General features: G+C 67.2%; 14 protein-coding genes. 9 read left to right on the top strand and 5 right to left on the bottom strand.

Annotation, left to right across the window (positions count from 1 at the left end; genetic code table 11):
• The first annotated feature begins 9 nt into the window (after positions 1-9).
• A complete protein-coding gene (locus tag ACVWWW_RS03225) occupies positions 10-366 on the top strand; it encodes a hypothetical protein (RefSeq protein WP_051235551.1) in 357 nt (118 codons plus the stop codon).
• Positions 367-437: 71 nt separating this feature from the next.
• On the opposite strand, the gene ACVWWW_RS03220 is transcribed toward ACVWWW_RS03225, so the two are convergent.
• Positions 438-833, bottom strand: coding sequence for an RcnB family protein (locus tag ACVWWW_RS03220; RefSeq protein WP_027083906.1), 396 nt, complete (start codon positions 831-833; stop codon positions 438-440).
• Between the two features lie 208 nt (positions 834-1,041).
• Here ACVWWW_RS03220 and ACVWWW_RS03215 point away from each other — a divergent pair, with 208 nt between their 5' ends.
• Positions 1,042-1,290: a hypothetical protein gene (locus ACVWWW_RS03215; protein WP_027083907.1), complete on the top strand. Its 249-nt coding sequence runs from the start codon at positions 1,042-1,044 to the stop codon at positions 1,288-1,290.
• A 21-nt stretch (positions 1,291-1,311) separates the two neighbouring features.
• Here the strand turns inward: ACVWWW_RS03215 and ACVWWW_RS03210 are convergent, their stop codons facing one another.
• Together ACVWWW_RS03210 and ACVWWW_RS03205 are read right to left on the bottom strand one after the other, a co-directional pair.
• The gene (locus ACVWWW_RS03210) at positions 1,312-2,652 is read right to left on the bottom strand and encodes an amidohydrolase family protein (RefSeq protein WP_027083908.1); all 1,341 of its coding nucleotides are present in this window, start codon (positions 2,650-2,652) and stop codon (positions 1,312-1,314) included.
• A gap of 66 nt (positions 2,653-2,718) precedes the next feature.
• Positions 2,719-3,993, bottom strand: coding sequence for a hypothetical protein (locus tag ACVWWW_RS03205; protein ID WP_027083909.1), 1,275 nt, complete (start codon positions 3,991-3,993; stop codon positions 2,719-2,721).
• A gap of 112 nt (positions 3,994-4,105) precedes the next feature.
• Here ACVWWW_RS03205 and ACVWWW_RS03200 point away from each other — a divergent pair, with 112 nt between their 5' ends.
• The 3 genes from ACVWWW_RS03200 to ACVWWW_RS03190 are packed head-to-tail and all read left to right on the top strand — an operon-like array spanning position 4,106 to position 7,361.
• Complete coding sequence (locus ACVWWW_RS03200; RefSeq protein WP_456954489.1) at positions 4,106-4,903, top strand: lytic transglycosylase domain-containing protein; 798 nt, start codon at positions 4,106-4,108, stop codon at positions 4,901-4,903.
• A gap of 42 nt (positions 4,904-4,945) precedes the next feature.
• Entirely contained in the window at positions 4,946-5,458 is a 513-nt protein-coding gene (locus ACVWWW_RS03195; protein ID WP_051235553.1) for a hypothetical protein, read from the top strand.
• 40 nt (positions 5,459-5,498) lie between these two features.
• Positions 5,499-7,361, top strand: a complete 1,863-nt coding sequence (locus ACVWWW_RS03190) for an ABC transporter ATP-binding protein (RefSeq protein WP_027083910.1) — start codon at positions 5,499-5,501, stop codon at positions 7,359-7,361.
• Here ACVWWW_RS03190 and ACVWWW_RS03185 read toward each other — a convergent pair.
• A complete protein-coding gene (locus ACVWWW_RS03185; protein WP_027083911.1) occupies positions 7,352-7,945 on the bottom strand; it encodes a hypothetical protein in 594 nt (197 codons plus the stop codon). The two genes, ACVWWW_RS03190 and ACVWWW_RS03185, sit on opposite strands and share 10 nt — an antisense overlap.
• Positions 7,946-8,243: 298 nt before the next feature.
• On the opposite strand from ACVWWW_RS03185, the gene ACVWWW_RS03180 reads away from it, so the two are divergent.
• On the top strand, positions 8,244-8,750 hold the full coding sequence (locus ACVWWW_RS03180) for a fasciclin domain-containing protein (RefSeq protein ID WP_051235656.1): 507 nt from the start codon (positions 8,244-8,246) through the stop codon (positions 8,748-8,750).
• A gap of 136 nt (positions 8,751-8,886) precedes the next feature.
• Positions 8,887-9,414 carry a VOC family protein gene (locus ACVWWW_RS03175; RefSeq protein ID WP_456998634.1) on the top strand — a complete coding sequence of 176 codons (528 nt, stop codon included), beginning with the start codon at positions 8,887-8,889 and terminating at the stop codon, positions 9,412-9,414.
• Here ACVWWW_RS03175 and ACVWWW_RS03170 read toward each other — a convergent pair.
• Complete coding sequence (locus ACVWWW_RS03170; protein ID WP_155914440.1) at positions 9,411-10,766, bottom strand: hypothetical protein; 1,356 nt, start codon at positions 10,764-10,766, stop codon at positions 9,411-9,413. The two genes, ACVWWW_RS03175 and ACVWWW_RS03170, sit on opposite strands and share 4 nt — an antisense overlap.
• Positions 10,767-10,995: 229 nt before the next feature.
• Here ACVWWW_RS03170 and acnD point away from each other — a divergent pair, with 229 nt between their 5' ends.
• Both acnD and ACVWWW_RS03160 read left to right on the top strand, forming a co-directional pair.
• Positions 10,996-13,611 (top strand): Fe/S-dependent 2-methylisocitrate dehydratase AcnD, encoded by a 2,616-nt coding sequence (gene acnD / locus ACVWWW_RS03165; RefSeq protein WP_027083915.1) that lies wholly within the window; start codon positions 10,996-10,998, stop codon positions 13,609-13,611.
• 3 nt (positions 13,612-13,614) lie between these two features.
• Positions 13,615-14,154: a 2'-5' RNA ligase family protein gene (locus ACVWWW_RS03160; protein ID WP_027083916.1), complete on the top strand. Its 540-nt coding sequence runs from the start codon at positions 13,615-13,617 to the stop codon at positions 14,152-14,154.
• Positions 14,155-14,167 lie beyond the last annotated feature (13 nt).

Here is a 14,167-nt window from a genome sequence, read left to right as displayed (position 1 = left end):
GATATCGCCATGGACAAGCTCTTCGCCCTGCTCGCTTTCGTCGCGTCGCTGCTGGGTTGGAACGGTGGCCGCGATACCGTCGTGCATCGCATCGTCGGCAGCGGTGCGGATGCGTTGTTCAGTCGCGCCAGCGTGCAGGACGGCGTCGCGCGTTTCGATTGCGTGCGCAGTGCAAGCGGTGCGTGTCACTACCTGGTGCTGCCGAGCGGTTGCGCGGCGGAACAGGACTGCACGACGCGAGTGCGTCGTTATGACGTTGCAGCCGGCGAATCCCGGCAGGTCACCGGCCTGCACAGCTTCCGGTTGTGCGTGAGCGGCGCGGCCGTCGGCACGGCGTGCAGCGCCAGCGACTCGCTCGGCAACTGATCCGTTTCGCCAAAAAGAAGAGCCCCGCGATGCGAGGCTCCTCGACCAACATTGCAGTCAGCTCGTTCGCATCAGATACCGAGGATGCGCTGGATCAGGCCCGTAGCCGCCTGCACCAGGTACACCTGCTGCGAGTCCTCGTACGGGCGCACCCAGACCATGCCCTGCGGCGGCGGCGCGAGGTGGTAGACGGTGTAGTTGCGCACGTAATAGCGCGGCGCCAGGTACGTGGCCGGCATGCGTTCACCGCGCGCCCAATGCTTGTACTGACCCAAGTGGCGGCCGTTGTCGTGATGCATCGGCATCGGGCCGTGCGGATTCGGCTCGCCAATGCGGATGCCTTCGTAGCGCTCATGCTTGTCGGAGCCGTGGCCCTTGTCATGGCCCTTGCCATGACCCGGATCGGCCAGTGCGGGACCGGCGAGCAACAGCGAAGCGATCAGCACGAGCGGAGAGATGCGGGTCATGGTGGTTCTCCTCATGGGTTGCAGCGAACGCTAGCGCCCTGCACCTGAACCGGTCATGCAACGCGTCGTATGTCGCGCGGGCGGGCTCAGCATCGTGAGGGCGGTGTGTATGCGCGGTCGCTTGAACATTGGCACGACGCCGCGCTCGCGCATGGGTTACGAGGCCACTGCAATCGTCGAGGTCGCTAGACCAATCGGAGCAACGACGATGGCGACTCAATCGAACGACACACGCAAGGGCGAAGCCAGCGGAAGCCGCGAGCCCTACAGCGGCCCCAGCGACGGCCAGACCACTGCGAACCGCCTGCACGACATCGACCCGCGCGACGGCGGCGAATCACTGGAAGACCATCAGCGCGACCGCTCCAGCCGGGGCACCGCCGATCACGACGACTCGCTGGCGACGCGCAAACACAACGACGATCGCGACCGGCTCGGCATCTCGCGCGGCGACTGACCGCGCGAGATCGTCACCGAGTTACTCGGTGCCGCGAACCACCTGCCCGTTCTTCATCACGAAGGACGGGTGTTCGGTCGCGCGGATGTCGCTGAGCACGTTGCCGGGCACCGCAACGACATCGGCGTACTTGCCGGTTTCGAGCGTGCCGGTGTCCTTGTCGACGCCCAGGAGCTTCGCCGCACCGATGCTGCTGGTCATGAGCGCGTTGGCCGGCGACATCCCGACGTCCACGTAGTCGCCGAACTCGCGGCCGTTGAGCCCGTGCGGGAATACCGCGGCGTCGGTGCCGAGCGCGATCGGCGTGCCGATGCGGATCGCGTTGCGCAGCATCGTCTCGTGCGCGGTGTACGCCGCATGCGCCTTGCCCGCGATCTTGGGCGGATAGCCGGCGAGCTTCGATTCGGTCCACAGCAGCGTCGTGCGCGTCGGCACCAGGTACACGCCCTTCTGCTTCATCAGCTGCAGCGTCTCGGCTTTCAGGAAGCTGCCGTGTTCGATGGAATCGACGCCGGCTTCGATCGCGAGCCGCGCGGCCGTGTCGCCATGCGCGTGCGCGGCGACTTTTCGGCCCCAGTTGTGCGCTTCGGAAATGATCGCCTTGAGTTCATCCGGCGTGAGCTGCGGCACGTCGACCGGATCGGATTCGCTGAGCACGCCACCGGATGCGCAGATCTTGATGACGTCGGCGCCGTACTTCATCTGCAGGCGCGTGGCTTCGCGGCACTGTTCCGCGCCGTTGCACACGCCCTCGAGCGGCGTCGACGGAATCACGCGAGTCGGCGGATAAGGCGCGCTGTCGCAGTGGCCGCCGGTCGAGCCGAGTGCGTGGCCCGCCACGATCATGCGTGGGCCGGTCGCATAGCCGTTGTTGATCGCGTTGCGCAGCGCGACGTCGATGAAGTCGCTGGCGCCGAGCACGCGGATGGTGGTGAAACCGGCATCGAGCGTGACCTTCGCGTTGCGCTGCGCATGGAAGGCTTGCTCGGCGGGAAACCGCATCATTCCGTTGTAGATGCCGGCCGCCCAGTCGTCGTCGTGGTCGTCGGCGATGTGCGTGTGCGCGTCGATGAAACCCGGCAGCAGCGTGGTTTCGCCCAGATCGATCACGCGTGCGCCATCCGGCACCGCGACGTTCGAGCCGACCCCGACGATGCGCTCGCCCTGCACCACCACCATGCCGGGCTCGACCATGCGGCCGCTGCGGCCGTCGAACATGTGCGCGGCCTTCAGCACGACGGGGCGGACTGCTGCACCTGCAGCAGGCGCCTGCGCGCGGCCGTTGAACGCGGCGAACATGCCGGTGACGAGGAGGCCCGCGGACAGCAGGCCGGCGGACAAGGGCGCGAGACGAAGCTTCATGCGAGGACCTGTCGGGCGGAAAGCCCGAGTGTAGGCACAAGCGGCGGTGTCCTGCCTGTGCCGCGGCTAGTTGCAGTGCTGCGTGGCGACACCGACGTACACGGCATGGATGAACTCGGGTAATGCGTTGATCTGCAACGTCTCGGCGTTGCACCCGACCTCGCGCGCAAGCGTGGCGCCGCGCGCACGCTGATCCGCGGCAAGGCGCTCGCGCGCCGACGCGTCAAGCGGCGACCACGGATCGTCGTAATAGCGGTCGAAGCTCTGCCATCGCCATCCGTACAACGCCTGGATGCGTGCACGGACGATGGCGAGGTCGGTGGCCTGCCCGACCGCGCGATCCAGCGCACCGGCCGGCCACGCCGCGGGGCGATCGACCATCACCCGGATCTCGTGTGCAAGGAACACGCTACGACGCGCGGCTTCGTCGCGCGCCGCTTCGATCTGCGCGACGCTGGCGTCGACGGGATCTTCCATATGGATGGGGCGGACATCCGGCACCGCGACCGGCATGTCGGGCAGGACCTGCGGTTCGAGTCGTTTGATCAGCGACGGCAAACGCCCATCGTGCGGCGCGAGCGTCATCAACGCGTGCAAGAGCAGCAGGCAGCTTTCCGGCCCGGTTCGCGTGCAGCCGTCGACGTACAGCTCGCCGGCGAGGCGGTCGGCGAGGAAGCGCTTCAACTCGGCGGCTTCCTCCGCGGTCGGGCGCGTCTCCTCGGCGAACGCGCCTTCAGGCGCGCATCGGCCGAATGCATCCCAGCCGGTGTAGTTGTCGAACTGGAAGGAGAACGGCTTGCGTAATGCTTCCACCATCGGTTCACCTTTTGACGACCAGACATCGCGCGGGAAGCAGGCGAACATGGTGGACATCGCGCGTGCCTGCGTGGACCACGTGGGGTCGGGCGTGTAACCGATCCCAGTGGACGCGTTCGGCGCGTTTCCGGGATCGGCACTTGCGTCACGGGGCCATACGCGCTCCCAGAGGCGCGCCGCGTCCGATGGACGCTGCCAACCGAGCAGATCCCACGTGGCAGCCTGGTTGAGCAGCACGCCGCGCGTCTCGTGCGGAATCTCCGCGAAGGACGGCATGTGCAGCAGCGCGAGCAGCGATTCCCGGTCGAGCGTCTTCCACTGCGCGGGCAGCGGCTTGACCCACGTGCTGATGCCGTCACGCGCATGCGAGGCTTCGTCGACGATCGCCGCGACGCGGTCGGGCGGCAGCGCATCGACGATCACCGGGCTGTCGCCGCTGAAGCGGGCCGGCGTGCCCGCCATCGCCGGTTGGAACACCGTCAGAAGCGCCGCGTATGCGAGCGGCATCAGGTATCGAATCGTCATGGATCGCACGGGCCCTCCCCGGCCGCGGCTGCTGGCGCAGTATCGCGCACGGCCCCTCACCATCAGGCCCCCTGACCACGGGCACATCCGGCGTTCATGCGTGGCGCCTACGATGCGCGCCATGCGTCGTGCCCTTCTCCTGCTGCTTCCCGCCCTGCTGCTCGCGCCGCAGGCCGAGGCGCGCACCGTGTATCGCTGCGTGCGCAATGCGACGGTCAGCCTCGCCACCGCGCCGGAGCCCGGGTCCAAGTGCGAGGCGAAGACCATCGCCGATGACGCGGTGAAAGTGCCCAACCTCTGGGGCGCACTCGGCGTGGTGAAGGGCAACCTCTACGAACGCCAGCAGGACGGCAAGACGGTCTACAGCACGCGCAACCTGCCCGGCTCGACCAAGGTTCTGTCGTTCACCGTCGAAACGCCACCAGGCGAGCCTGCGCATGTGGGTCTTGGCCAGGTCGGCAAGCCGCAGATCGATCGCTTCGCCAAGCAGTTCAAGGCGGCGTCGAAGAAGACCGGTGTGGACGATGCCTACCTGCGTGCGATCGCGCATGCCGAAAGCGGTTTCAACGCGGCCGCGGTGTCGCCGAAAGGCGCGGTCGGCGTGATGCAGTTGATGCCGGAGACCGCGCGCGAATTCGGTGCGGACCCGACGTCGCCCGACCAGTCCATCGACGCGGCCGCACGCATGATCCGCCAGCTCGCGACGCGCTATCGCGGCGACCTGCGCCTCGTCGCCGCGGCGTACAACGCGGGCTCCGGCGTGGTCGCGCGTTATGGCGGCGTGCCGCCGTATCGCGAAACGCAGCAGTACCTCGCGAAGGTGGAGACGCTGTACATGCGTTATCGCGCCGCGCTCGGCAAGACGCCGAAGTCGCTGAGCGGACAGGACATCCTGCGCGCCGCGGACTGACGCGTTCGCTTCGCGACGTCGCCCGATGCGCATACTTCGCGCGTGACGCTCGACATCCCCGCACTGCAGGACTCGCTCGCTTCCGTGCCGTTTACGGCATGGTGCGCTGTGGCCGCAGTGATGGTGCTGCAGCGCTTCGCGCGTCGTTTCGGCCTGTGGCTCTACGCCGCGTTCGCACTGCCGGGCACGGTTTCGCACGAACTCGCGCATTACGTCATCGCGTTGCTGCTGGGCGCGCATCCGCAGCTTCCGCGTTTGTGGCCCGAGCGAACCGCGACGGGCTGGCGCCTCGGTGCGGTGGTGTTCCGCGCAACGTGGTGGCGCGCGGGCCCGATCGCGCTCGCACCGCTGCTGCTGGTGCCCGCCGCGCTGGTGTGGATCGTCGTGTTCCTTGCCGATGCACACGGCGCGTGGATCGCGATGCACGCGTGGATCGCCGGCACGTTGCTGACCGCCGCAACGCCTTCGCGCGCGGACCTGCGCATCGCCGCCCCGACACTCGGCCTGCTCGCGTTCCTTGCGATCGCGGCCGTGGCCGTGCATCTGTTCGGCTGAACCTGCCGCCCGCTTCACGGCGCCTGTCGACAATGGCGCGATGCCGTCGCCGACCACTCCCCGTCGCGCGTCGATGCCGTTCCGCGAACGCGTCGACGCCCTGCGCAACCTGCGCCCGTTCCTGCGGCAGATCTGGGAAACCAGCCGCTCGCTGACGCTCGCCAGCCTCGTGCTGCGCCTCACCCAGGCGCTCACGCCGGTCGCGCTGCTCTACATCGGCAAGCTGATCATCGACGAGGCGATCCATCTCGTCGCCGTCGCCGGCCCCGGTGCAGACCTGCAGACGCTGTGGGCGAACGGTGCGCTGCATCGGCTCGCGATGCTGGTGATCGGCGAATTCGCACTCGCCGTGGTGTCGGACCTGATGGCGCGCGCGGCGAGTTACGTCGACGGCCTGCTGTCCGAGCTCTTCACCAACGCGACCAGCATCCGCCTGATGGAACACGCGGCGACGCTCGACCTCGAGGACTTCGAAGACCCCGACCTGCAGGATCGCCTCGACCGCGCGCGCCGCCAGACGATGGGCCGCATGAACCTGCTCAGCCAGTTGTTCGGGCAGGCGCAGGACACGATCACCGTGGTGAGTTTTGCGATCGGCCTGATCGCATACGCGCCGTGGCTGATCGTGCTGCTCGGCATCGCGCTTGTGCCGGCGTTCGTCGGCGAAGCGCACTTCAACGCGCTCGGCTATTCGCTCAATTTCCAGTGGACACCCGAGCGTCGCCAGCTCGAATACCTGCGCCAGACCGGTGCGAGCGCGGATACGGCCAAGGAGATCAAGATCTTCGGGCTGCACCGCTTCCTGATCGATCGCTTCCGCGTGCTGGCCGACAAGTTCTACGCCGCGAATCGCGCGCTTTCGCAGCGTCGCGCGATCTGGGGCACGGTGCTGGCCGCACTCGGCACGCTGGGCTATTACATCGCGTATGCGTACATCATCTGGCGCACGGTCAAGGGCGATTTCACGATCGGCGACCTCACGTTCCTCGCCGGCAGCTTCCGTCGCCTGCGCCAGTTGCTGGAAGGCCTGCTAATCGGGTTCTCGCAGGTGGCCGGCCAAGCGCTGTATCTCGACGACCTGTTCTCGTTCTTCGAGATCCAGCCGGAGATCACATCCAAGCCCGACGCATCACCGGTGCCGCGACCGATCGATCGCGGCTTCGTGTTCGAGAACGTCGGCTTCCGTTATCCCGATGCCGAGCGCTGGGCCTTGCGCGGGCTGGAGTTCGAACTGCGCGCGGGCGAAGTGCTGGCGCTGGTCGGCGAGAACGGCGCCGGCAAGACCACGCTGGTGAAGCTGCTCGCGCGCCTGTACGACCCCGACGAAGGCCGCATCCTGCTCGACGGCCGCGACCTACGCGACTACGACCTTGAAGACCTGCGCAACAACGTCGGCGTGATCTTCCAGGACTTCGTGCGCTATCACCTCACCGCGCGCGAGAACATCGGCGTCGGCCGGCTCGACGCGATGGGCGACGACGCACGTATCCGCGAAGCCGCACGCCGTTCGCTCGCCGATGAAGTCATCGAAGCGCTGCCGCTGCAGTACGACCAGATGATCGGACGCCGATTCAATACCGGCGTGGATCTGTCCGGCGGTCAGTGGCAGAAGATCGCGATCGCGCGCGCCTACATGCGCGATGCGCAGGTCATGATCCTCGACGAGCCCACCGCCGCGCTCGACGCACGCGCGGAATTTGAAGTGTTCCAGCGTTTCAAGGAACTGAGCGAAGGCCGCACGGCGATCCTGATCTCGCACCGCTTCTCCAGCGTGCGCATGGCCGATCGCATCCTCGTGCTCGGCGGCGGCAAGGTCGAAGCTTCGGGCACGCACGATGAACTGATGGCGCAGCACGGTCGCTACGCCGAACTGTTCGAGCTGCAGGCGGCCGGTTACCGCTGAGCCGGCGGTGCCTCGACTGCGTCCGGCGTGCGCAGGCGTAGCAGACGCTCGAACGCACCGGCGACGCCGACGAACTCGCGTGCGGTGTCCGCGGTGATCTTGGGATCGGCCGCATGCGCCGCGGCGTTGCGCAGTCGGCGCAGCTCCGAGAGCAGCCCCGCCTGGCTCGCACCCAGCAGCCCGCTGGTGATCAACGCATCGGCCAGTCGCGACGGCTGCTGCAGCTCCTGACGCGTCACCTTCGCGCCACGACGCTTGAGCGCGACGGCCGCCGCGCCTTCGAGCTCGATCCATGCCTCGAGGATGGCCGCGCGTGGCGAGATCTCGGCCAGCTGCAGACGATGGCTTTCGCCGTCGAGTGGTGCCGCGCCGGCGGCTTCGGTGTCGACCAGCGCCTGTCGCGTCTGCGTGGCGAGCTCGTGCACGCGCCGGCCGAAGCGGAAGCGGAAGTCCTTCCATTCGAGGCTTTCAAGATCGGGCAGCCGTGCGATCAACTGCCGGCGCACGAGAAGGAACACGACGATCAGCGCGATCGGCCACGCCAGCGCCTGGGTCATTGCCGCGATGAATTCGAGCCAGTTCATCCGAGCCTCCGTGCCGTTGGGCCCAGCCTAGCGGGCGCGACCTCGATCGTCGACGGATGTTGCGACCTGCTGCATCCGGCCGCCGTCTCGGCGCGTAGAGGCCCAGGTGTCCGCTAGACACGCCTTCCCCTTTCAGGAGCGCCTCGTGAATTACCGCATCCTCAGCCTCGCCCTCATCGCCGCGCTGCCGCTCGCCGCCTGCAGCAAGCCCGCCGACGAAACCGCCGCCGCACCGATGCCGGCCGAAAACGCCGCCATGCCGGCCGACACCGCACCTGCCGCCGCAGCGCCGGCCGATATGTCCGCCAACGCCATGCCGATGCAGAACCCGATGGTCGGCGGCGCGCCGATGTACGCCGAGAAGGACATCGTCGACAACGCCGTCAACTCGAAGGACCACACCACGCTCGTCGCCGCGGTCAAGGCCGCCGGCCTGGTCGACACGCTGAAGGGCGCCGGCCCGTTCACCGTGTTCGCGCCGACCAACGCCGCGTTCGACAAGCTGCCCAAGGGCACGGTCGATACGCTGCTCAAGCCGAACATGAAGGCCGACCTCACCAAGGTGCTGACCTACCACGTCGTGTCCGGCAAGCTCGACGCCGCCGCGCTCAAGCAGCAGATCGCCGCCGGCAACGGCAGCGCCATGCTCACCACCGTGCAGGGCGAGAAGCTCACCGCGAAGGACGACGGCGCAGGCGGCATCGTGCTAACCGACGCCAAGGGCGGCACCTCGCACGTCACCACCGCCGACGTGATGCAGAAGAACGGCGTGATCCACGTCGTCGACACCGTCCTGATGCCGTAACAGCGCTCCGCCGCCGGCTTCCCCTCGTCGCCGGCGGTCTCGCGGGGCGGAGCACACGCTCCGTCCCGCGTTCTTTTTCCGACGGCCGCTGTCCCATGCAAGCGAACGTCGATGTAACCGTCGGATGCGACACTGCATGCGCCGTCAGGAGAACGACCGCATGGGTCTCGTCAGCCGCATCACGCCCTGCCTCTGGTTTGCCGACGCCGCCGAAGAGGCCGCGACCGCGTACGCCGCCATCTTTCCGAACTCGCGCGTCACCCGCGTGCTGCGCTACGACGCCGCGTCCGCACGCGCCGCCAACCGGCCGAAGGGCAGCGTGCTCACGGTCGAATTCGATCTCGACGGACAGAGCTTCACCGCGCTCAACGGCGGCCCGCTGTTCCGCTTCAACGAATCGATCTCGTTCGTCGTGCGCTGCGACTCGCAGGCCGAGATCGACCACTACTGGGACGCGCTCTCGCAGGGAGGCGACCCGATGGCGCAGCAGTGCGGCTGGCTAAAGGATCGCTTCGGCGTGTCCTGGCAAGTGGTGCCCGCTCAACTGCCCGACTGGCTGACCGACGCCGATCCGTCCCGTGCGGCGCGCGTCATGCGCACCATGCTGACCATGCGCAAGCTCGACCTCGCACCACTGCAGGCGGCCTACGACGGCGACGCCTAGCGATCGGCGTTGCAGGTCGTGCCGGACTGTTTCGAAAGCGCGTTGTACGTGGTCCAGAAATCGACCGTGCCGGTAAACACGTCCCACTCGTCGCGTCCCTGTTCGAGGTAACGGCACGGCGCCGTACGCGCGAGTTCGACGGCCAACGCGCGCTGCGACCCCGCGATACGTCGCGCAACGTCCGGTTTGACGAGGTCGCGCAACCACGCGTCGTAGTCGATGCCGTAAACCTCACGGTTGCGCTGGCGTGACATCCGCGAGCGCGCATCGTTCAGAACCAAGCCCGCACGCGCGGCCTGCGCCAGCGTGCGGTCCAGCTCGCCGGCAGGCCAGTGCTCCGGCCGACGCAGCAGCTGTCGCGTCTTCAGTCGCAGATAGACGATGCGGCGCAGTGCTTCGCCCTCGGCAACTTCGAGGCGCGCGTCATTCGGGGACGGGCCGTCATCGTTCGACGGCGTGATATCGCGCACGTCGATTGGCGCGTCCAGCTGGAAGCCCGGTTCGATCCGACGGAACAGACCGGGCAGACGCGGATCGTTTCCGTCGAGCGACAGCAATGCGTCCAGCAGCACCAGGCAACCGTCTGGACCGGGGCGGCTGCATCCGTCGACCGCGATCTCCGCAGTGAACCGGTCCTTGAGCAACTCGACCACGGCTTTTTCGATGCCCGGCGGATCGTGCGGCGGCGTGTAGCCCTCATCAGATTCGAGAAAGCGCGCGGTGCGCTCCACGCAGCCGCGGAATGCATCGTCGCCTCGATCACTTTGCGCCCAGTGACGCCGATTGCGCTCGACCATCACGTCGGCATCGAGCTCCCACGCTTCGTTCGGCAGGCAGCCGAGGATCGACGCCATCGCGCGCGACCTCACCGACCACGTCGGATCGGGCATGTAACCGGTGCCGAAGATGAAGTGGCGGTCGTCCTCGACCGGGCGTTCCACCGACTCCGGCCACAGGTGCGCCCACAGGCGTGCGACGTCGGATGGCCGGCGGAAGTCGAGCAGGTCCCACGTGGCGGCCTGATCCAGCAGCACGCCGGCGCTGTCGTGGGTGTCGTCCTGCACCGGATTCTCGATCTGCGCCCACACCGGCATGCGGATCAATGCGGCCAGGGTCTCACGATCGAGCGTCTGCCATGCATCGGGCAACGGCGTTACCGGCGTGCCCGGATGGCGGACGGCCGCCACGCGCTGCGCTTCGGCGACGATGGCTGCAACGCGATCAGGCGGTAGCAGATCGGCATGCAGCGGGCTCTCGCCGGTCATGCGCGGCCACGGCGCCGCGGCGCTGGCCATCAACGGTAGACAGGCGAATGCGAGCGCCGCGATGCGGCGCGTCCAGCGGTGTGTCATGACGTTCCCCCGGACACATCGTAGCGGCCGTAGTGGCGTCGCGCACCGATGAATCCTGCCCGGCCCGAGGAGCATCACCGGCGAGCCCGACGACCTCATCTGCGGGATAATTACCGCAACGCCGCGAGCTTTTCCGGCGCCTCCCGTCCCGACCGCCCGGCCCGCCTGCGAGCCCGCCGCGCTCGGGCCCGCGCGCGGTCATCCGCGCAGCCAGGACGCCTACGCCACGATGAATACCGCCTACCGCAAGCCCCTTCCCGGCACGCCACTGCACTGGTTCGACGCCCGCGAGGCGGTCGACGCGATCAAGCCCGGTGCCTGGGCGACGCTGCCCTACACCTCTCGCGTGCACGCCGAGAACATCGTGCGCCGCGCCGATCCGTCGATGCTGTCGGCGTATCTCGAGCAGTTCATCGAACGCCGTCGCGACCTCGACTTCCCGTGGTTCCCGGCGCGCGTGGTCTGCCACGACATCCTCGGCCAGACCGCGCTGGTCGACCTCGCCGGTTTGCGCGATGCGATCGCCGAACGCGGTGGCGACCCGGCGCAGATCAATCCCGTGGTGCCGACGCAGCTCATCGTCGACCACTCGCTCGCCGTCGAATGCGGCGGTTTCGATCCCGATGCATTCACCAAGAATCGCGTGATCGAGGAGCGTCGCAACGAGGATCGTTTCCACTTCATCGAGTGGACGAAGCACGCGTTCAAGAACGTCGACGTGATCCCGCCGGGCAACGGGATCATGCATCAGATCAATCTGGAGAAGATGTCGCCGGTGATCTACGTCAAGGACGGCGTCGCGTTCCCGGATACGTGCGTCGGCACCGATTCGCATACGCCGCATGTCGATGCGCTGGGCGTGATCGCGGTCGGCGTCGGCGGGCTGGAAGCCGAGAGCGTGATGCTCGGCCGCGCGTCGTGGATGCGCCTGCCGGAGATCGTCGGCGTCGAGCTCACCGGTCGTCCGCAGCCGGGCATCACCGCGACCGACATCGTTCTCGCGCTTACCGAGTTCCTGCGCCAGGCCAAGGTCGTCGGTGCGTATCTCGAATTCCGTGGCGAAGGCGCTGCCGCGCTCACGCTCGGTGACCGCGCGACCATCTCCAACATGGCGCCCGAATACGGCGCGACCGCGGCGATGTTCTTCATCGACGACAACACGCTGGACTACCTGCGCCTCACCGGCCGCGAAGAGCAGCAGGTCGCGCTGGTCGAGAACTACGCGAAGACCGCGGGTCTGTGGGCTGATGCGCTGGTCGATGCGCAGTACGAACGCACGCTCACGTTCGACCTGTCGACGGTGACACGCAACATGGCGGGTCCGTCGAATCCGCATCGCCGCCTGCCGACCAGCGACCTCGCCGAGCGCGGCATCTCCGGCAACCTCGACGCCGCGCGCGCGCAGGAAGCCGCCGGCCTGATGCCCGACGGCGCAGTGATCATCGCCGCGATCACCAGCTGCACGAACACGTCGAACCCGCGCAACGTCATTGCTGCCGCACTGCTCGCGAAGAAAGCGAATGCGCTGGGCTTCGTGCGCAAGCCGTGGGTGAAGACCTCGCTCGCGCCAGGCTCGAAGGCCGTGCAGTTGTATCTGGAAGAAGCCGGGCTGTTGCCAGAGCTGGAGAAGCTGGGCTTCGGCATCGTCGGTTTCGCGTGCACCACCTGCAACGGCATGAGCGGCGCGCTGGACCCGGAGATCCAGCAGGAAATCATCGAGCGCGATCTGTACGCCGTCGCCGTGCTCAGCGGCAACCGCAACTTCGACGGCCGCATCCATCCGTACGCGAAGCAGGCGTTCCTTGCGTCGCCGCCGCTCGTTGTTGCGTATGCACTCGCGGGCACGATCCGCTTCGACATCGAGAAGGATGTGTTGGGCACGGATGCGTCCGGCAACGAAATCACGCTGAAGGATCTGTGGCCGAGCGACGAGGAGATCGACGCGATCGTGCGTGAGCACGTGAAGCCCGAGCAGTTCCGTCGCGTGTACGGTCCGATGTTCAACGTGCGCGTCGAGAACAGCGCGCCGGTGAAGGCGCTGTACGACTGGCGCCCGATGTCGACCTACATCCGCCGCCCGCCGTATTGGGAAGGCGCGCTCGCCGGTGCACGTTCGCTCACCGCGATGCGTCCGCTGGCGGTGCTCGGCGACAACATCACCACCGACCATCTCTCGCCGTCGAACGCGATCATGCTCGACAGCGCCGCGGGCGAATACCTCGAGAAGATGGGCGTGCCGGAAGAGGACTTCAATTCCTATGCAACGCATCGCGGCGACCACCTCACCGCGCAGCGAGCGACGTTCGCGAACCCGAAGCTGCTCAACGAAATGGTGGTCGACGAGAGCGGCACCGTGCGCCAGGGCTCGTACGCGCGCATCGAGCCGGAAGGCACAGTCACTCGCATGTGGGAAGCGATCGAGACCTACATGGAGCGTCGCCAGCCGCTGATCATCATCGCCGGCGCCGACTACGGCCAGGGCAGCTCGCGCGACTGGGCGGCGAAGGGCGTGCGACTTGCGGGTGTCGAAGCGATCGTCGCCGAAGGCTTCGAACGCATCCATCGCACCAACCTGATCGGCATGGGCGTGCTGCCGCTGGAGTTCGAGGCCGGCACCAACCGCAAGACGCTCGGCATCGACGGCACCGAAACCTTCGACGTCACCGGTGACCGCACGCCGGGCTCGACGTTGATGCTCGTCATCCACCGCGAGGACGGCAACACGCTGGAAGTGCCGGTGAAGTGTCGCTTGGATACGGCGGAAGAACTGTCGATCTACGAAGCCGGCGGCGTGCTGCAGCGGTTCGCCAATGATTTCCTGGAAGGCGCGCAGAGCGCGGCGTGAGGGATGGCGAACGCCGGGGACAAGTTCTTCATGCTTCGGCCGCCGGTGGCGTTCCGCGCCGCCGTGCTGGCAGAGCTTGAGCGTGTCGGCGTTCTCGATCAGCTCGGAAGCCGGCTATTCGCGCCGGAGAACTGGCACCAGTCGTTGTCCGACCTGTTGCTCGGCGATTCGCTCGATGTGTATCGCCGTGCCGGATCACGTGTCGCGGCCGAGCCGTTTGTGCTTCGCTTCGATCGCGTGAGCTTCAAGGGCGGTCGGGCATTTCTCGAGCCGTCCGCTGCATCGCCGGGTTTCTCAAGCCTGTTACGCAGCGTAAAAGCAGCGCTCGACCTCGAAGGCGAAAAGAGCGGACGTCACGCACCGCATCTCACATTGAGCTATCGCGCACCAGGATCGCTTGATTTGGTGTCAATCGAACCGATCGAATGGAACGTCGACAGCGTCGAGCTGGTCGAAGTCGTCACCTATCCCTACGGATATCGCACGCTAGACGCGTGGACGCTGGTGCCCGCCATCGACCCGCAACCCGCATTGCCGTTCTGATTTTCCCGCCATT

The organism is Lysobacter sp. HA18, from assembly GCF_054057595.1.
Note: the sequence above shows the minus strand (reverse complement) of the source record. Positions and strands in the feature narration are given on the sequence as shown.

Coding starts and splice junctions, on each gene's coding strand:
- acnD (WP_027083915.1), top strand. CDS start 10,996: ATGAATACCGCCTACCGCAAGCCCCTTCCCGGCACGCCACTGCACTGG.
- ACVWWW_RS03160 (WP_027083916.1), top strand. CDS start 13,615: ATGGCGAACGCCGGGGACAAGTTCTTCATGCTTCGGCCGCCGGTGGCG.
- ACVWWW_RS03200 (WP_456954489.1), top strand. CDS start 4,106: ATGCGCGCCATGCGTCGTGCCCTTCTCCTGCTGCTTCCCGCCCTGCTG.
- ACVWWW_RS03220 (WP_027083906.1), bottom strand. CDS start 833: ATGACCCGCATCTCTCCGCTCGTGCTGATCGCTTCGCTGTTGCTCGCC.
- ACVWWW_RS03190 (WP_027083910.1), top strand. CDS start 5,499: ATGCCGTCGCCGACCACTCCCCGTCGCGCGTCGATGCCGTTCCGCGAA.
- ACVWWW_RS03205 (WP_027083909.1), bottom strand. CDS start 3,993: ATGACGATTCGATACCTGATGCCGCTCGCATACGCGGCGCTTCTGACG.
- ACVWWW_RS03215 (WP_027083907.1), top strand. CDS start 1,042: ATGGCGACTCAATCGAACGACACACGCAAGGGCGAAGCCAGCGGAAGC.
- ACVWWW_RS03170 (WP_155914440.1), bottom strand. CDS start 10,766: ATGACACACCGCTGGACGCGCCGCATCGCGGCGCTCGCATTCGCCTGT.
- ACVWWW_RS03210 (WP_027083908.1), bottom strand. CDS start 2,652: ATGAAGCTTCGTCTCGCGCCCTTGTCCGCCGGCCTGCTGTCCGCGGGC.
- ACVWWW_RS03180 (WP_051235656.1), top strand. CDS start 8,244: ATGTCCGCCAACGCCATGCCGATGCAGAACCCGATGGTCGGCGGCGCG.
- ACVWWW_RS03185 (WP_027083911.1), bottom strand. CDS start 7,945: ATGAACTGGCTCGAATTCATCGCGGCAATGACCCAGGCGCTGGCGTGG.
- ACVWWW_RS03225 (WP_051235551.1), top strand. CDS start 10: ATGGACAAGCTCTTCGCCCTGCTCGCTTTCGTCGCGTCGCTGCTGGGT.
- ACVWWW_RS03175 (WP_456998634.1), top strand. CDS start 8,887: ATGCGCCGTCAGGAGAACGACCGCATGGGTCTCGTCAGCCGCATCACG.